The organism is Deltaproteobacteria bacterium PRO3, assembly GCA_030263375.1.
GTDB lineage: Bacteria > UBA10199 > UBA10199 > DSSB01 > DSSB01 > DSSB01.
On the sequence record SZOV01000029.1, the window covers coordinates 16,775 to 34,612 of the forward strand.

Genomic DNA, 17,838 nt, shown 5'->3' on the forward strand with positions numbered 1-17,838 from the left:
ACATCATCCTGTTTCCGCTGCTGGGCGCCCTGATCAACGGGGCCCTGGCCCTGCGCGCCGCCCGGCGCGGCAAGCCCGCGGACGAGGCCCTGGTCAGCCTGATCGGCGTCCTGCTGCCGACCGCCGCCTTCGCTGTCGCCTTATATTTGGGCCTTCCCTTCCTGAAGGGCGCCGAGAAGCCGCTCGGCGAGAACCTCTTCAGCTGGATCGCCGTCGGCAACTTGCAAATCGAGGCCAGCCTCGCCCTCGACCGCCTCTCCACGATCATGGTCCTGATCGTCAGCGGCGTCGGCAGCCTGATTCACCTCTATTCCGTCGGCTACATGAAGGGCGATCCCGGCTACGCCCGCTACTTCGCCTATCTCAACCTGTTTTTGACCGCGATGCTGATCCTGGTCTTGGCCGACGACCTGCTTTTGCTCTTCGTCGGCTGGGAGGGCGTGGGGCTCTGCTCTTATCTTTTGATCGGCTTCTGGTTCGAGGACCCGGTCAAGGCCTACGCCGGGAAGAAGGCCTTCGTCGTCAACCGCATCGGCGACTTCGGCTTTTTGATCGGGATCTTCATGATCCTGGCGACCTTGGTGCCGCAGCTCCCGCACGCGATGCCCATTCTCAACTTCGGCGTCCTCAAGCAGTACGCCCCGGCCCTGGCCACGGTCGCCCCGCTGATCTGCCTTTTTCTCTTCATCGGCGCCACCGGCAAGTCGGCCCAGATCCCGCTCTACGTCTGGCTGCCCGACGCGATGGCCGGCCCGACGCCGGTCTCGGCCCTGATCCACGCGGCCACCATGGTCACGGCCGGCGTCTACATGGTCGCGAGGCTCTTCTTCCTCTTCGACCTGGCGCCGCAGACTCTCGAAATCGTCGCGACGGTGGGCGCCTGCACCGCGCTCTTCGCGGCCCTGATCGGCCTGGTGCAGAACGACATCAAGAAGGTCCTGGCCTATTCGACCGTCTCGCAGCTGGGCTATATGTTCCTGGCCGTCGGCGTCGGGGCCTACAGCGCGGGGATTTTCCACGTCATGACCCACGCCTTCTTCAAGGCCTGCCTCTTCCTGGGCTCCGGCTCGGTGATCCACGCCCTGAGCGGCGAGCAGGACATCCAAAAGATGGGCGGCCTGCGCAAGGCGATGCCGATCACCTTCGCCACCTTCCTCGTCGCCACCCTGGCGATCGCGGGCATCCCTCCCTTTGCGGGCTTCTTCTCGAAGGACGAGATCCTCTGGCAGGCCTACCACCGCGGCCACACGAATCTCTGGATCCTGGGGATGATCACCGCGGCCCTGACCAGCTTCTATATGTTTAGGCTCTTCACCCTGACCTTCCTCGGGAAGGAACGCCTGACGGAGCACGCCAAACACCACCTGCACGAGTCGCCCTTCAGCATGACCTCGGTCTTGATCGTCTTGGCGATCCTCTCGGCGGCGGGGGGCTTCCTGGGCGTGCCGCACGCCCTGGGCGGGCACAACTGGATCGCGACTTGGCTGGGCCTGGAGGCGCACGCGGCGGAGGCCGGCGCCGAGGTCCTCGAGCGCAACCTGGCCTTCGCCTCCGCGGCCCTGGCGGCGGCCTCGGCCCTGTTGGCGACGCTGCTCTACCTCAAGTTTCCGAATCTGCCGAAGACCCTGGCGGAGAAGTCGCGCTTTCTTTATCGCCTGCTGCGCGAGAAGTTCTACGTCGACGAGTTTTACGATTTCGCGATCGTGCGGCCCATCCGCGCCTTCAGCGATCGTTTCCTCGCGCAGGACATGGACCAGGGCCTGATCGACGGCCTCTTGGTCAACGGCTCGGCGCGCTTCGCCTCCTGGATGGGCAGCCTGGTCAGCGTCCTGCAGGGCGGCCTGGCCAACAACTACGTCTTTTACTTCCTGCTCGGCGTGGGCGGGTTCATCTTCTTCATGGTGGTGCGCTAAATGACGGCCTGGATCGGCTCCCACATCTTGAGCCTGCTCATCGCGGTCCCGCTGCTTGGCGGGGCGGGAGTCTTGCTCTTTCCCAAGGAAAAGACGGGGCTGATCCGCGCCTGGGCCCTCTTGGTGAGCCTGGCCACCTTCGCCCTTTCCTTGCACCTGGTCTATCACTACGGCGACGCGGCGGGTTACCGCTTCGCCGAGCGCTACGGCTGGCTGCCGGAATTGGGCATCGCCTACCATGTCGGGATCGACGGTTTCTCCCTTTGGCTGATCCTGCTCACCACCCTGTTGATGCCGCTGACCGTGCTCTTCTCGATGGGCTCGATCGCGGAGCAGCAAAAGAAATACTATTTCTTCCTGCTCACCCTCGAGGCCGGGATGATCGGGGCCTTCTGCGCCCTCGACGTCTTCCTCTTCTATATCTTTTGGGAGGCCATGCTGATCCCGATGTACTTCCTGATCGGGATCTACGGCGGGCAGCGGCGCATCTATGCGGCGATCAAGTTCTTCCTCTTCACGATGGTTGGCTCGGTCCTGATGCTGCTGGCGATGATCTACCTCTATTATCAGGCCGGCGGCAGCTTCTCCCTGGACCGCTGGTTGGAGCTGAGCCTGAACGCCAAGACCCAGCTCATCCTCTTCTCCGCCTTCGCGCTCTCCTTCGCGATCAAGGTGCCGATGTTCCCGCTGCACACTTGGCTGCCCGACGCCCACGTCGAGGCGCCCACCGCGGGCAGCGTGATCCTGGCGGGGGTCCTGCTCAAGATGGGGACCTACGGCTTCGTGCGCTTCGCCATGCCGCTTTTCCCCGAGGGGTTGGAGGCGGCGCGGCCGCTCTTGGTGATGCTGGCGGTGATCGGCATCGTCTACGGGGCCCTGGTCGCGATGGTGCAGAAGGATATTAAGAAGCTCGTGGCCTACTCCTCGGTCTCGCACCTGGGCTTCGTCATGCTGGGACTGATGGCGCTCACGCCCCAGGCGGTGACGGGGGCGGTCTACCAGATGCTCAACCACGGCGTATCCACCGGGGCGCTCTTCCTCCTGGTGGGGATGATCTACGACCGGACGCACACCCGCAAGATCGTCGACTACGGCGGCATCGCCAAGCTGGTGCCGGTCTTCACGGTCATCTTTTTGATCGTCACCTTCTCGTCCATCGCCCTGCCGGGGACCAACGGCTTCGTCGGCGAGTTCCTGATCCTCTCCGGCAGCTTCAGCGTCCTGCCCCGGGCGGCGATGATCTCGACCCTGTCGGTGATCTTCGCGGCGGTCTACATGCTGTGGATGGTGGAGCGGGTCTTCTTCGGTCCGGTCAAGAATAAGCACATGGAAGGGCTGAAGGACCTGGGCAAGCGCGAGGTGCTTTGCCTGCTGCCGCTCCTGATCCTGATCGTGTGGATGGGCGTGAAGCCGAATTACTTCTTGCAAAAGATCGAGCCGGCCACCGAGGCCCTCTTGCAGCGGGTCGAATCGGCCGCCAAGATCCAAGTGGGAGGAGGCCTGCCGCGATGACCCTCGACGTCGGACAACTTTGGGATGCCGCCTGGCCCGCCTTGACTTTACTGATCGGCTCGCTGGCCTCGCTGTTCACGGCGGTCTTTCCGGCGCGGCACCAGGCTAGGCTGACCGCGGTCCTGGCGGCCGTGACCTTCCTACTCAGCGCGCAGGGCTTCTATTATCAATGGGAATTGGGGCATACGCAGGCCTTGGATCTCTTGGTCGTCGATCCCTTCTCCCTGTTTCTCGGCATTCTGATCTCGTTGATCGGCTTTGCGACCGTCCTGATCGCCTATCCTTATTGGCTCTCCCAGTCCGAGGCCATTCCCGAGTTTTTCTCGCTGCTGCTCTTCTCCGCCTTCGGGATGGTCACGATGGTGATGACGACGCAGCTCTTGGTCTTCGTCCTGGGCCTCGAGATCATGAGCCTCTCGCTCTACGCGCTGGCGGGCCTGCGGCGCTACGATCCGCGCTCGGGGGAGGCGGCCTTCAAGTATTTCCTGCTGGGCTCGGTGGCCACCGCCTTTCTCTTGCTGGGGATTTCCTTCCTCTATGGCGCGACCGGCACCTTGGACCTGGCGCGTCTCCCGCAGGTCTTCGCCGATCCCGGGATGGGGACGATCTTCAAGCTGGGGGCGCTCTTGATCCTCTTGGGCTTCGCCTTCAAGGTGGGCGCGGTGCCCTTCCACTTTTGGGCGCCCGACGCCTATGACGGCGCGCCGATGCCGGTCACCGGCTTTATGGCGACGGGGGTGAAGGTCGCGGCCTTCGGCGCCCTGGTCCGCGCGGTCCAGGCCCTCCTGCCCCAGGCCGAGCTGCCCTTGCAGCGCTGGGTCGTGATGCTCTCCTTCGCGACGATGCTCGTCGGCAACCTGGTCGCCCTGCGGCAGCGTCACCTGAAGCGCATCATGGCCTACAGCTCGATCGCCCACGCGGGCTACCTGCTCTTGGGCGTCGCGACCCTGCTGGGTGCGGGCGGTTTTCGCGGCGAGGCCTTAAGTCCTATCCTCTTCTACCTGATGGTCTACAGCCTGCTCACCTTGGGCGTCTTCGCGGTGCTGAGCGTGCTTTCCAGCCGCGGGGAAGAGGTCAACGAGATCCAGCAGCTCGACGGCCTGAGCGAGAGACACCCGGCTCTGGCGGCGGCCTTGAGCGTCTTCTTGATCTCGCTGGCCGGCGTCCCGCCGACGGCGGGATTTTTGGCGAAGTACTATCTCTTCAGCCAGGCCGTCGAGGTGGGTCTCTATCCCCTGGCGATCGGCGGCATCCTGGCCAGCGCGATCTCTTTGTACTATTACCTGGGGCCGATCGTGCGGATGTATTTCCACTCCAAGGAAAAGGCGCTGCAGGCGCCGCGCACGGCGCCGAGTCTCAAGCTGCTGCTCGCCTTGATGATCGCGGGGGTGTTTTATCTGGGGGTGTTTCCGAAGGCGGCGCTGCAGATCACGCGCACGACCCGGATGATTTCCGCGAGCCCGACTTCCCTGGGCGGCTTTACCCCGGGGCCTTAGACTTATCCTTGGGACCGATTAAAAACATTAATTAATTCAATGAGTTTTGTTGATAATGGCCCCGGCGGTCGATCTCCGTTTTTGCGACAAGGGCTTTGCCCTCCGCAATTTTGGTTGAGTTATACGTAGTTTTCAAAGAAGCTACGTATAACTACATGGAACGTATCTCCCTCGAAACGCAAACGCTATATAACGAGCTGATGGAGCAATTAAGCGCCCAAGAGGCGCATCGCTCGATTGGGCACCTGCCGGGGACCTTCGTCACCAAGAAGGTCAAGGGGGGCATCTACTATTATTTTCAATATTCCACGCCAGGCGGGGTGTTGAAGCAGATCTACCTGGGCAAGGAAGATGCGGTGCTTCAGAGGGTTCTAGAAAAATTTGAGAAAGAAAGACCGCTATTCCTTGCAGAGCAAAAAAACATCCAAAGGCTCTGCGCCCAGCTTCGGGTCGGAGGCGCCCTGGTGACGGATGCGTCTTCCGGCAGGGTGCTCAAGGCGCTTGCCGATGCCGGCGTCTTCCAGGGCGGGGGCGTCTTGGTGGGAACCCATGCTTTTTCCGTTCTGGGGAACTTGCTGGGGTATCGTTGGGAAGGGGCGGGCCTCAAGACCCAGGACGTGGACTTGGCGTCCCCCGCGGTTCTCGATGTCGCCGTTCCGGAAAACTCCGCGGATATCCCGAAGGCTTTGGAGTCCTTGGAAATGGGGTTCCTGCCGGTTACCGGCTTTCACCCCAGCGACCCCTCGACTTCTTTCAAGGTGCGCGGCCAGGCCCTGCGGGTCGACCTGCTGACGCCGGAGCAAAGCCCTCACCGGAAAAAATCCGTGCTGATTCCTCGCTGGAACGCGTGGGCCCAGCCGCTGCGATATTTGGATTACCTATTGGAGGACACGGTGAGGGGTGCAGTCATCGACGGCGGGGGCATATTGGTGTATGTCCCCACGCCGGCACGTTTCGCCTTGCATAAGTTGATCGTTTCTCAGGAGCGCAGCGTTGCTTTCCATGGAAAAGGAGAAAAGGATTTGCGGCAAGCCGCCCAAATCCTTGAAGTGTTGGCGGCGGAACGTCCGGGAGATTTGACGATGGCTTGGAAAAACCTTAAGGGCCGAGGGGTGGATTGGGTCAAGAAGGCCAAGGCCGGATTATCGGCCCTGCGAAGATGGTCGCAAAGGGATTACGTGTCTTTGTTTGAATAAAAATAATATTTTCCGAGGTTTATCGAAGTCAAACAACTATTTCCCCCTGCCTCCGAAGTATTCCCGTTCCAACAAGCTTTTATCTTTCGAGTTTTATTGTTTAGACGGTCCGTGGCGAGGCCGTCGTTCCGGGGCACATGAAGACGGGTTCCTATCGAGGCGATTTTTCGGGCCGGGCGCCGCTGCGCGCGGATCGGCCCGTGCTTCCTTCCACTCCTGAAAACGAAGCGATATTCGGCCGGGCCGCGCTGGCGGAATTGGCGGAGTTGGCTCGCGAGGGCGATGACTCCTTGTTCGCGGCCGGGGTCTTGAATCTTGCGGGGCGTCTGCAGGCGGAGGATCGGCTGGAAGCGGCGGCGGAGTTATACGCCGTCGTCGCCGGGGCCGTTCCCCCCTTAACGGGAGACAAGCGCGAACGGCCCCTACAAGCGCGCGCGCAACGGCACTTGGACGGGCTTCACGGGAAAGGCACATTTGAGTACCGAGCCGAATTCCTGCTCCGCCGCCTCGCCAAGGACGCGACGCACCCCTCTTCGATCTTAGCGATGGGCGCCGCGGGCCTGGCCTTCCGCCTGACGCGCGCGGCGACCTTGAGCCGACTGGCCATGTCGCCGGCGGGATTTTTTACCCGTGGCCTGGGTCTGCGCGCGGGCGGCGCCTTGGCGGGATTTGGCGTCGAGACCCTCGCCTTCACCGCGGTGGGGAAGGGCGGGGCGGTCCTGTTCGGCGAGCCGGTCGACTTAAGCCCGCGGGCCTGGGTCCGCGATGGCGCCGCCGGGGCCTTGACCTTGGGGGCCTTGAAAGGCGCGGGCGCCTTGACGCAGGCGGGCCTGCGCCGCTGGGCGGCGGGCCAAGGGGCTCTCGCCGCGGCGACGCGCGGCCTTGCGCCGCAAGCGGCGATGTTCGGAGGCATCCTCCTCGCACATAGGCTTGAGGAATCCCTGGGCTGGCGTCCCGCCTCTTCCAACTCGGTCCGCGTCGGCGACGCCCTTGCCACTTCGGTCCACTTTCGCGTCGGCGGTCGGCTGGCCGGCGCCCTCTTGGGGCGCCGATTCAAGGCCTTGGAGGCCGGCCTCGATCTACAGGCGGCGCAGGCCTCGCGCGGCGATCCGCGAATTTTAGCGCTGGCGACCGGGTTGGCCCCCGCGGGTGGTGGGTGGTTGAATCCCGGATTTGCCGCCGTCTCGAATCCTCTCGAATCCCGTCCCATGCTTTCCCAAGCCCAGTCCGAGGGCGGCGGCGCGCGATCGGAGACCTTTCTCAACGTGAAGCAAATCGAGACGAAGCTCTCCCGTGGCAACATCCTCTTGGACCTGGCCACGCGCGAGGCCGCGATGACGCGGGGGATGGTGCACCTGATGTATTCCCTGGAGGACGGCTTTACCAGCCTCCTGCACGGCTACCGGACGAAGGAGTCGTCTCTGCTCCAGGGGCCGCTGGTCGCGATGCTGCGGCAGGATCCGGGCTTACGCAAATTCCTTCTCGATCACGGCTCCGAGCCGGCCAAGCACCTCTGGGCCTTGATCGACGTGGACACCGGCGAGCTGCAACGGATTGTCGCCTTCGACCGAGTCAAGCGCCCGCGCAGCGTTCTGCTGTGGGATCCGCGGGCCGCCGTCCAGGGCGAGCGCGCGACGCGGTCCCCGGTCGTGTCGCTGGATTTCGGCCAGCATCGTCCCGAATTTCCCTACGTGGTCTCGCGCCTGTATTCTTGGGATGCGAAAGCGAAGGTCTTGTCCCAGGACATTCCTGCGCCCACGCCGCGCTACAACGACCTGGGCGTGGAGGAGGCCTACCGTCCGGAGCGACAGGCCGAGTTGCTCGCGGCGGATCGCTTGAAAATCCGCATCTTTCCGGAGACCGCGCAGGAATTGCACTTTGAAATCGGCAGACCCGCTTCTCCCGCCTGGCGGCTAAGCGATGCCAGGGGCGGGCTCTTGCTCGCGATGAGCCGGACAGGGGAAGGACACTATTTCGAATTCAGCCGTTTCGCCCCGGCCCTGACGATGCCGGCGCGTCTGGAGCCGGCCGGGGAGAAGACGGGCCGCCAGGCGACGCCTCCCGCGGCCGAGCCGAAACCGCCCGTGCGTCAGGCCAAGGCGGCCAAGCCCAAGGGCCCGGTGAAGCCGAGCCTCGAGGAGGCGGGGCCGGCGGCGAAAAAAGAAAAGCCCGCCGCGGCGGTGGCTGCCCCCGAGCCCCAGCCTGCGCAGGAACCGAGCCCGCAGCTCCGGCAGGCCCTCGCGGCCTTGGCGGAGCTGGAAAAACTCCCCGGTGAAAATTCCAAACAGGTCCGACAGGCTTTGACGAAGCTGCGCGCCGAATTACGGCTTCTCTCGAAGCCGGAATTGGAAATCGCCGTGGACGCCATCGCCGGCAAACTCGAGACCTTGCTTTGGCTGAGCGAGCCGGCCGAATCCTTCTTCCGCCAAGAGTTGCCGCATTGGCCGGTCTTCCTGCGTCTTCGCTTCGCCGTCGCGCTCAGCGCCTATCTCGCCGACCCCGCGCCGCCGCGCCGCGCACAGAGCTTTGGGATGTTTCGTGAAATCGTCCCGCGCTTGGAGACCTGGGAGCTGCAAGAATTGCAGGCCGCCTTGGAGAAAAAATTTCCCCGCGGCAGCCTGACTCCCGACCGCCGCATGATGGTCGACCAGGTCCGCATCCTGATCCGCGACGCCTTGGGTCCGCGGGGCGGCTCCCTTCCGCCCGCGACTCCGCTGGCCTTGCTGCTCGGGGCGGCGACCTTGCTGGACCCCGGGAAGGCGGAGGCCGCGACGGGGGATTTTCTGATGAGCGTCGCCAACGCCTCGCGGGCGGTGCCGCCGCTGGGCGCGGCCTTGCTGGCCGGGGCCGTCACCTTCGTCTTGCGCAGCCGCGCGGCGCGGCGTCTCGGCAACGAGGCCCTCGCCCTGGGCAGCGCCTTCCTGTCGCGGCTCAGCGGAGGGAAGACCCCCATCGTCCTCGCGCGCGAGGGGGCGCATCCTTATGAGCTCCACCTGCCGGATCTCTCCCATTGGCTGCGCAAGGGCGCCGAGGCGGTGATCGCCAAACGCGAAGGACGGGAGATGTCCCTCAAGACCTCCTGGCTGAGCGCGCGCCTGCCCGCCTACGAGAACCTGCCGCCGGGGACCCTGCGCCTGAACTTCCGGATCGAGGAGGGCGACCGGCAGGGCATCGCGGTGGTGTATCTGGAAAAGGACGCGTTGCACCTGCAAAACCTGGAGACCGACCGGATGCGGCCCGGCGCCGGGACCCTGCTGATCGATTGGCTGGCGACGCAAGCGGCGCTGCGCGGGCTGCGCTTTCACCTTCGCGACACGCACAACCCGCAGATTTTCCGGATCTTGAATCGCGAGCGGATTTTCGCGCCGGGGACCGCGTGGGCGGAAGGGTTTTTCCACGACCCTTTAACCGCGGAGAAGATCCGGGTCGCAGGGCCGGTCGAGGATCCCCTCTTCGCGGAAGAGCGCCAAGCCGCAGCCTTTCACATTACGGGGATCCTAAACCCAATGCGCCTGCCCTTTTACTTGCGTCGGCGCGAGGGCGCCGACGCCTTGGCGCTACCCAAGGGTCGTCAATAGGCAAGTCCCGTCCCCGATTACGTTGAGGCCGTTTTCCTCCGCCATGCGGATGGCCGCGGGGCTCTGCGCCCCCGGCTGCATCCAGATATGGCGGATACCTTTTTGGATCGCCTGGCCGACTACCGCCTCGGTGATCGGCGGCGGGGTGATGATCGAGATGCTGGCGACCTCCGGCGGAAGGTCGAGGACGCTGGCGAAGCAGGAGAATCCTTCGATCTCCCGCTCGCGGGGGTTGACGGGATAAGCCCGATAGCCGTGCTCGAGGTATTTGCGCAGGACGCGGTTGCCGTACTTGTTGCGGTCCCGCGAGGCGCCGACGACGCCGAAGGCCGGGGAGCTCAGGAATTTTTCGATTTGTTCGCGGCGGGCCATGGAAGCATTAGAGCACCCGCTTGACCTACTGTAAACCGCCTTGAACCGCCTTGAGCAGGTCGGCGTTGCGCGGATAGCGCTGGAGGGTCTCGAGGAGCTTTTTGCCCGCGTCGATGGGATTGAGGCCGGCCAAGAAGCCTCGGATCTTCTGCATTGTCGCGTATTCCTCGGGGCTGAGCAGCTTCTCCTCCTTGCGCGTCCCGGAGGCCGGGACGTCGATGGCGGGGAAGATGCGCTGCTCGGCCAGGCGCCGGGAAAGCACGAGTTCCATGTTGCCGGTGCCCTTGAACTCTTGAAAGATATACTCGTCCATCTGGCTGCCCGTGTTGATCAGCGCTGTGGCGAGGATGGTGATCGAGCCGCCTTCCTCGAGCTTGCGCGCGGCGCCGAAGAAACGGCGCGGGACCTCGAGGGCGTTGGCGTCGACGCCTCCGCTCAAGGTCTTGCCGCTGCGGGCTTCGCGGTTGTGCACCCGCGCCAGGCGGGTCAGCGAATCGACGACGATGACGACGTCCTTGCTCTCGTTGGCCAGGGCCACCGCGTCTTCCAGCAGGGTATTCGCGGTCTGGATGTGGTGATCGGTGTCGTGGTCGGAGGAGGAGGCGCGGATCTCGGCGGGGACCGAGCGCTTGAAGTCGGTGACTTCCTCGGGCCGCTCCTCGACCAGGAGGGCGAAGAGCTTGACCTCGGGGTTGTTCTTCGCGATCGCGTTGCAGAGGTCTTGCAGCAGGGTGGTCTTGCCCGCCTTCGGCGGGGCGACGATCAGGCCGCGCTGGCCCTTGCCGATGGGGCAGACCAGGTCGAAGACGCGCATCGACAGCGGGCCGCCCTCGGTCTCGAGGCGCAGGCGTTCGAAGGGATCGATCGAGGTCTTCGCGACGAAGGCCGTGAACGCATCCGATTTTCGTGGATCCGGTCGTCCCATGCGGCCCTGCGGGTGGTGGCGCTGCGGAGGGCCGGAGTGCCGGCGGTCCGGACGACCGCCGCGGGAATAGCGTTGATGTCTCATAGATTAGGCTGGGGGAGATAAAGCACTTTCCACCCCCGACGTCCAAGGAATTTTGGAGACTTTTTAGACCAAAATAAGTACCTTTCCGTCCTCCTACCTACCGAATGGTCCCACGTTTCGGGACGCTTGAAAAGCTGGAGGACCCATGCCTCGACCGATTTCCCGCATTTTCTTGGCGTTCTTCGCCATCCTGCTCTTTTGTGCAAAATCCCAAGCCGCCCCGATGAGCCCCGATCAGGTGCCCGAAACCCTGCGTCCCTGGATCGCCTGGGCCCTCCACGATCACGAGGAACAAGGCTGCCCCTTCCTCAACGCCTCCGGTGATTCGCGCGTCTGCGGCTGGGCCGGGCGCCTCGATCTGAGCATCGACGAGAAGCAGGGTGCCTTCAGCCAGTCATGGCTTTTATATAAGGATGACTGGGTGCCCCTCCCCGGCGACGAGAAGCGCTGGCCCCAAGGCCTGCGCGTCGACGGCCAACCCGCCGCAGTTGTCCTGCGCGGCGAGGTCCCGAGCGTCTTTTTGAAAAAGGGCCCCCACAGCCTCACCGGCTCCTACGTCTGGGACGCCATCCCCGAAAGCTTTCAAATCCCCCCCGCGGTGGGCCTGCTGAAGCTCAGCGTGAAGGGGGCCCCGGTCGACTTCCCGCAATGGGACGAACAGGGCTTGTTATGGTTGGAGAAAGACTCCGCGCAAGAGGGCGGGGAAGAGCGCCTCGACGTCCGCGTCAACCGGCTCGTCGACGACGACATCCCGCTCTACCTGGTGACCCGCATCACGCTCGAGGCCGCGGGCAAGGCCCGCGAGGCGGTCCTGGGGAAGCTGCTCCCCGACGGCTTCAAGCTGGTCTCCATCGACTCGCCCATCCCGGCGCGGGTCGAGCCGGACGGCAGCCTCAAGGTCCAGGTGCGGGCGGGCACCTGGGATCTCACCATCAAGGCGCGGCACCTGGGTCCGGTTTCCGACTTAACCCTGCCTCAGGCGGAGCCTCCCTTGGCCCCCGAGGAGGTTTGGGTCTTCAAGGCCCATAACAACCTGCGCCTGGTTTCGGTCGAGGGGCTCCCTTCCATTGACCCGCAGCAGACGACCTTGCCCGCCGACTGGAAACAGCTTCCCGCCTACCGCATCCGTCCCGGCGAGACGATGAAGTTGGTGGAGCGCCGCCGCGGCGACGCCGACCCCGCGCCCGACCAGCTCACCTTGTATCGCCGGCTTTGGCTAGATTTTGACGGGACGGGTTACACGATCCAGGACGCCCTCTCCGGCACGATGAACCGCAGCTATCGCCTCGAGATGAATCCCCCCGTGCAGCTGGGCCGCGTCTCGGTGGACGGGCAGGACCAATTCATCACCGCGCTCGCCGGCGACAAGCGCGCCGGCGTCGAGATCCGCCAGGGGCAGCTGCAGGTCAGCGCCGACAGCCGCCTGCCGGACCTGACCCGCAGGATCCCGGCGATCGGCTGGAACAACGATTTTCAAAAGGTGAGCGGCGAGCTGAACCTGCCGCCGGGTTGGACGCTCTTGGCCGCCACCGGCGCCGACGAGGTGCCGGGTACCTGGATCTCCGACTGGAACCTGCTCAACATCTTCATGGTCCTGATCCTGTTCCTGATCTTCGCCAAGCTCTGGGGGAAATGGTGGGGGCTCTTGGCCCTCTTTGCCCTCGCGCTCACCTATACCGAGCGCGACGCCCCGCAATGGGTGTGGCTGGCCCTGCTTGGTGGTTGCGCGCTGCTGCGCTTGCTCAAGCCCGGGAAGCTTCGCAGCTTGGTCCGCGTCTACGTCGGCATCACCTTGGTGGTCTTGGTGGCGATCGCCGTGCCCTTCATGGTGCAGCAGCTGCGCCAGGCGATGTACCCGGTGCTGGAGCACTCCTACGCCTATCTGGACGCCGAGGGCGGCAACGCCCTCTATCCCTCGGGACGGGGCAAAGGTTTCACCTTGGGCGGTGCCCCCGCGCCGCAGGCGGTGCAAACGGAGGCCTACGCTCCGCCTCCGCCGCCCGCCGAGGCCGTGCAGGAACAGCTCGCGGCCGACGAGGCCACCCAGCCCTCCACGGTCCTGCGCTCGAAGCTGAAGCGCGAAGAGCCCCAGCGGCAGATGGTGGTGGCCGGCAAGGCCTCGGGGAAATTCGGTTACTACGACCAAAAGACCCAGGAAAACTTATTGCAGCAGCGCCCGGGCACCAAGGTGCAGACCGGCCCGGGACTGCCGACCTGGAGCTGGAACCGCTTCGAGCTGCGCTGGAACGGACCGGTCGAGAAGAGCCAAGAGTTGATCTTGTTCTTGGTGCCGCCGGCGATCAACTTCCTCCTCGCGGTCTTGCGCGTCGTGCTGCTCGCGCTCTTGGTGCTTTGCGTCTTGGGCTTGCCGGGGACCTTCTGGCCCAACTTTCTCAAGGCCCGCAAGGCCGCGACGGCGGCGGTTTTGTTGGCCGCGGCCCTGAGCCTGGCGCCGCAGTCGGCGCGGGCGGATTACCCCTCCAAGGAGCTGCTCGACGAGCTGCGGGAGCGGATTCTGCAAAATCCCGAATGCTTCCCCGACTGCGCCTCGGTCTCGCGCATGCAGTTGAATGTCGCCGGGCGCCAGCTGCGAGCGATCCTCGAGATCGGCGTGGAGGGGACGACGGCGGTTCCCCTGCCGGGATCTTTTGAAGAGTGGTCCCCGCAGACCGTGAGCGTGGACGGGCAGCCCTTCGCGGCCCTGCATCGCGACGACGAGGGGCAGTTGTGGATCCAGTTGACGCCCGGCGTGCACCAGGTCGTGATCGAGGGCCCGCTGCCCGAACGCCCCAGCGTCCAGATCGCCCTGCCGCTCAAGCCGCATTACCTGCAGGCGCAGGTCAGCGATTGGAGCCTCGAGGGACTGCAGGACAACGGCCTCACCGCCGACAACCTCCAGTTGACGCGGCTGCAAGGCTTGAGCCCCGACGCCGCGGCGCCCAAGGAGACGAGCCTGCCGCCCTTCTTCACGGTGGAACGCAGCCTGATCCTCGGCCTGACCTGGGAGGTACAGACCCGCATTGTCCGCCTCTCCCCGCCGGGCACGGCCTTCCTGACTGAGATTCCCCTACTGCCCGGCGAATCGGTCACCGACGCCGACGTCGAGGTGAAGGACGGCAAGGTCCGCGTCAGCATGGGACCCAACGCCATGGACTTCTCCTGGCGATCGGTCCTGGCCGAGACCGACAAGATCCAGCTGAAGGCGACCGAGTCGGATGCCTTGATGGACATCTGGCGCCTCGACTTGAATCCCGTCTGGCACTTCAGCGCGACGGGCATCCCGCCCGTGCACCCCGAGAGCGCGACACAACGCTGGCCCATCGAGTGGCGCCCCTGGCCGGGGGAGGAGCTGACGCTGGCGATCAGCCGGCCCGCCGGCGTTCCGGGGCAGACCCTCACCATCGACCGCAGCCTCCTGGTCCTGAAGCCGGGCCTGCGCTTCACCGAGTCGTCGCTCTCGCTGACGATGCGCAGCAGCCTCGGCGGGCAGCACGTCCTGACCCTGCCCGAGGGCGCGGTACTGCAGTCCGTGCAGATCAACGGCGCCGCGCAGCCGATCCGCCAAGAGGGCCTGAAGGTCACCCTCCCGCTGGTTCCGGGCTCGCAGCGCGTCGAGCTCAACTGGCAGCAGCCGCTCGCCCTCAAGACCTATTTCAAGTCGCCCGACCTGAAGCTGGGGACGAGCAGCGTCAATGCCGAGCTGCAGATCCACCTGCCGAGCAATCGCTGGGTCCTCTTTACCGGAGGGCTCCGCGTCGGGCCGGCGGTCCTTTTCTGGAGCCTTTTGGCCGTCCTGCTGCTCGTCTCGATCGGCCTGGGCCGCAGCGGTCTCAGCCCCCTGAAGACGCACCAGTGGATCCTGCTGGGTGTGGGGCTGACGCAGGTGCCGATCTGGGCCTCCATCATCGTGGCGGGCTGGATCTTGGCCCTGGCCTACCGCGAGCGCAAGCCCCTGGCCGGCAACTTCAGCTTCGATCTCTTCCAAATCCTGCTCGTCGCCTGGACCTTGGCGGCCCTCATCGTGATCTTCGTCTCGATCCACCAGGGGCTCCTCGGCATGCCCGACATGCAGATCGCCGGCAACGGCTCGAGCAGCACCTTCCTGCGCTGGTACAAGGACCGCACCGGCGACGTCCTGCCGCAGGTCTGGGTGGTCTCGGTGCCGCTCTTCTGCTACCGCCTGGCCATGCTGGCCTGGGCCCTCTGGCTGGCGCTGGCCCTGCTGCGTTGGCTGCGCTGGGGCTGGGCGAGCCTGACCCAAGGCGGGGCCTGGCGGGCCCTGCGGGTGAGGCGGGCCCCGACTCCGCCGCCTCCCCCGCCGGCCGCATGACGCGAGAAAGGCTTGGGCATCCGCCGCTCTTCCGTTAGAATCGGGGTTCCTGGGCCGGATGAGGCGGGAAGGGTGTGAGGGCGAGGGATGGAAAAGATTGCCGCGAACGCGACGGTGTGGATGGCCGCCCCTTCGGCCGCGAAGGGGGGAGGGCCGGCCAAGGCCACCACGGTCAACCGCGAGATCCTCCGCTACATCGCGATCTATTTCGGGGGCATGGGGCTGCTCTTCCTTCTGCTCGCCCTGGGCGCGGCCTGGGTGGGCAAGACCACCTGGTTCACGGTCGGCCTGATCTTCGTCTTCGTGGCGGCCAATCTTGGGCTCTACCTCTGGGCCTATCTTTCCGCCAAACCCTTTCCCATCCTGGTGGCGCAGACCGCCTTGGGCGGCCTGCTTTGCCCGGCGGCCTACCTGCTAGCCGAAGGTATCCTCGCCCCCTGGTGGCCTGGCTACGCGATCATGGCGCTCAGCGGCTCTGTGGCCTGGGCCCTGCAAAGCGCCAAGCCGATGTGGGCGCGCCTGGTCCTGGCCTATTACCTGGTCAACCTGATCCTCGCCTCCTGGCTGGGGCTTCCGAGGGTCGACTACTACGACCTGGCGTTGCGCGCAGGCCTGATCGCCTTGATGGGTGTCCTGCTGGTCCAGCTCACCGACATCCTCTCGCAGAGCCTGAGCAAGGTCTACGAGCGCTCCCTCCAGCACCGCAAGGCCAAGGAGGAGCTGAAAGAGCTGGACCGCCTCAAGGAAGACTTCTTCGCCAACGTCTCGCACGAGTTCCGCACGCCGATCACGCTGACGCTGGCGCCGCTCGAGGCCGCGCTCAAGGGGCGCTACGGAGATTTCGGGCCGGAGCTGCGCGGCCAAGTCGGCATCATGATCCGCAACCAGCAGCGGCTCCTCGGCCTGATCAACCAGATCCTCGACATCTCGAAGGTAAACGCCGGCGCCGCCACGCTGAAGGCCGCGCGGATCCCGGACTTCAACGCCTTCGTCCTGGAGCGCCTCGAGTCCTTCCGCCCGGCCGCCGAGGCCCGGAAGATCGCCGTGAAGCACTCCTTCGATCCCCTGGTGAGCGGCATGGAGATCTACATCGACCGGGAAAAGTTTGACAAGATCCTGCTCAACCTCCTCTCCAACGCCCTCAAGTTCACCAAGGAAGGCTCCATCGAGGCGAGCACGGAGATTCAGGGGGAACGCCTCGTCCTCAAGGTCGCCGACACCGGCATGGGCATCCGGGAGAGCGAGCTGCCCCACGTCTTCGACCGCTTCCGCCAGGCGGAGGGCAGCTCCACCAAGGACTTCGCCGGAACCGGCCTGGGCCTCGCCCTGGTCCGCGAGTTCGCCCGGCTGCACGGCGGAGACGTGACGGTTTCCAGCCGCTACGGCCACGGCACCGCCTTCGAGGTGACGGTCCCGATGGGCAAGGCGCACCTCCCGCCCAACGCCGTCGTCGATTTCGTCGAGGAGGAGTCGAGCACTTCCGCCCCGCTGGCGCTCGCCGAGCAGCAGCCGGTCGACGAGGCGAAGGCCAACTGCGAGGAGCTCAACGCCGAGGTGGAGCGGCTCCGCGACCCGGAGAAAGCTACTATCGTCTGCGCCGAGGACAACCCGGAGCTGAGATATTTTTTGCGGGACATGCTGATGGACGCCTACAACGTCTTCGTCGGCGCCAACGGGGCGGAGGGTCTGGAGTTGGTGAAGAAGCACCGGCCCGACCTGATCCTCTCCGACGTGATGATGCCGGTGATGAACGGCGTCGATTTCTGCAAAAAGGTCCGCGAGGAGCCGACGCTGCGGCCCATTCCCTTCGTCATGCTCACCGCACGCTCAATGGCCTCTTCCAAGCTGGAAGGCCTGGAGGAGGGGGCCGACGACTATCTGACCAAGCCCTTTTCCGAGTCGGAGCTGTTAGCGCGGGTAAAGAATTTGATCTCGCTGCGCCGCCAGCAGGTGAAGCTGGAGCGCGAGCTGGAGGCCGCGCGCGCCATCCAGTTCTCGCTCTTGCCCCGGGTGCCGCAGTCCTTCGCCGGCGCCAGACTCGATTTTCTCTACCACCCCTCCGCGGAGCTGAGCGGCGATTTTTGCGACATCCTGCCGAAGAGCGATTGGGTCTACTTCTACCTGGCCGACGTGACGAGCCACGGCACCGCCTCGGCGCAGGTCACTTATTTATTGAAGGAGATTTTCGCCCAGCTGGTGGAGGGTGCGGCTGAGCCGCCGGCCCTGGTGGACTTGGTGCGCGAGGCCCAGCGGCGCTTCGCCTCGCATCATCTGAAGTACGGCGTGGCCTTGCAGTTCGCCCGCCTCCATCTCCCCGGCAGGGCCCTCGAGCTGCTGCGCTCCAGCGCCCCGCCGCCGCTGAAGGTCGGCGGCGCGGAGGGGCCGCAGAGCCTGAAGGTGCGCCCCAGCCCCTCGCTCTCCTCGGAGGCCCC

9 protein-coding genes are annotated in these 17,838 nt (G+C 65.1%); 7 read left to right on the top strand and 2 right to left on the bottom strand.

Annotated features, from left to right (window positions below; all coding sequences use genetic code 11):
* Positions 1–2: 2 nt before the first annotated feature.
* The 5 genes from nuoL (at position 3) to FBR05_06530 (ending at position 9,695) form a co-directional block, all read left to right on the top strand.
* Positions 3–1,913, top strand: coding sequence for an NADH-quinone oxidoreductase subunit L (gene nuoL, locus FBR05_06510; protein MDL1871840.1), 1,911 nt, complete (start codon positions 3–5; stop codon positions 1,911–1,913).
* A complete protein-coding gene (locus FBR05_06515) occupies positions 1,914–3,425 on the top strand; it encodes an NADH-quinone oxidoreductase subunit M (GenBank protein MDL1871841.1) in 1,512 nt (503 codons plus the stop codon).
* Positions 3,422–4,921 carry an NADH-quinone oxidoreductase subunit N gene (locus tag FBR05_06520; GenBank protein ID MDL1871842.1) on the top strand — a complete coding sequence of 500 codons (1,500 nt, stop codon included), beginning with the start codon at positions 3,422–3,424 and terminating at the stop codon, positions 4,919–4,921. Before FBR05_06515 ends, FBR05_06520 begins: the two co-directional genes overlap by 4 nt.
* Positions 4,922–5,076: 155 nt before the next feature.
* Entirely contained in the window at positions 5,077–6,117 is a 1,041-nt protein-coding gene (locus FBR05_06525) for a hypothetical protein (GenBank protein MDL1871843.1), read from the top strand.
* A gap of 137 nt (positions 6,118–6,254) precedes the next feature.
* Positions 6,255–9,695 (top strand): hypothetical protein, encoded by a 3,441-nt coding sequence (locus FBR05_06530; GenBank protein MDL1871844.1) that lies wholly within the window; start codon positions 6,255–6,257, stop codon positions 9,693–9,695.
* Here FBR05_06530 and FBR05_06535 read toward each other — a convergent pair.
* Complete coding sequence (locus FBR05_06535; GenBank protein ID MDL1871845.1) at positions 9,675–10,067, bottom strand: CoA-binding protein; 393 nt, start codon at positions 10,065–10,067, stop codon at positions 9,675–9,677. The two genes, FBR05_06530 and FBR05_06535, sit on opposite strands and share 21 nt — an antisense overlap.
* A 25-nt stretch (positions 10,068–10,092) precedes the next feature.
* On the bottom strand, positions 10,093–10,992 hold the full coding sequence (locus FBR05_06540; protein MDL1871846.1) for a transcription termination factor Rho: 900 nt from the start codon (positions 10,990–10,992) through the stop codon (positions 10,093–10,095).
* Between the two features lie 229 nt (positions 10,993–11,221).
* Here FBR05_06540 and FBR05_06545 point away from each other — a divergent pair, with 229 nt between their 5' ends.
* Positions 11,222–15,406 (top strand): hypothetical protein, encoded by a 4,185-nt coding sequence (locus FBR05_06545; protein MDL1871847.1) that lies wholly within the window; start codon positions 11,222–11,224, stop codon positions 15,404–15,406.
* Positions 15,407–15,493: 87 nt separating this feature from the next.
* Positions 15,494–17,838, top strand: a 2,345-nt coding sequence (locus tag FBR05_06550) for a response regulator (protein ID MDL1871848.1), incomplete at its 3' end; no start/stop codon positions are given.

Excerpts from the sequence above, each read along its gene's own strand:
- FBR05_06515 (MDL1871841.1), top strand. The coding sequence starts at position 1,914 with ATGACGGCCTGGATCGGCTCCCACATCTTGAGCCTGCTCATCGCGGTC.
- FBR05_06520 (MDL1871842.1), top strand. The coding sequence starts at position 3,422 with ATGACCCTCGACGTCGGACAACTTTGGGATGCCGCCTGGCCCGCCTTG.
- FBR05_06525 (MDL1871843.1), top strand. The coding sequence starts at position 5,077 with ATGGAACGTATCTCCCTCGAAACGCAAACGCTATATAACGAGCTGATG.
- FBR05_06530 (MDL1871844.1), top strand. The coding sequence starts at position 6,255 with ATGAAGACGGGTTCCTATCGAGGCGATTTTTCGGGCCGGGCGCCGCTG.
- FBR05_06535 (MDL1871845.1), bottom strand. The coding sequence starts at position 10,067 with ATGGCCCGCCGCGAACAAATCGAAAAATTCCTGAGCTCCCCGGCCTTC.
- FBR05_06540 (MDL1871846.1), bottom strand. The coding sequence starts at position 10,992 with ATGGGACGACCGGATCCACGAAAATCGGATGCGTTCACGGCCTTCGTC.
- FBR05_06545 (MDL1871847.1), top strand. The coding sequence starts at position 11,222 with ATGCCTCGACCGATTTCCCGCATTTTCTTGGCGTTCTTCGCCATCCTG.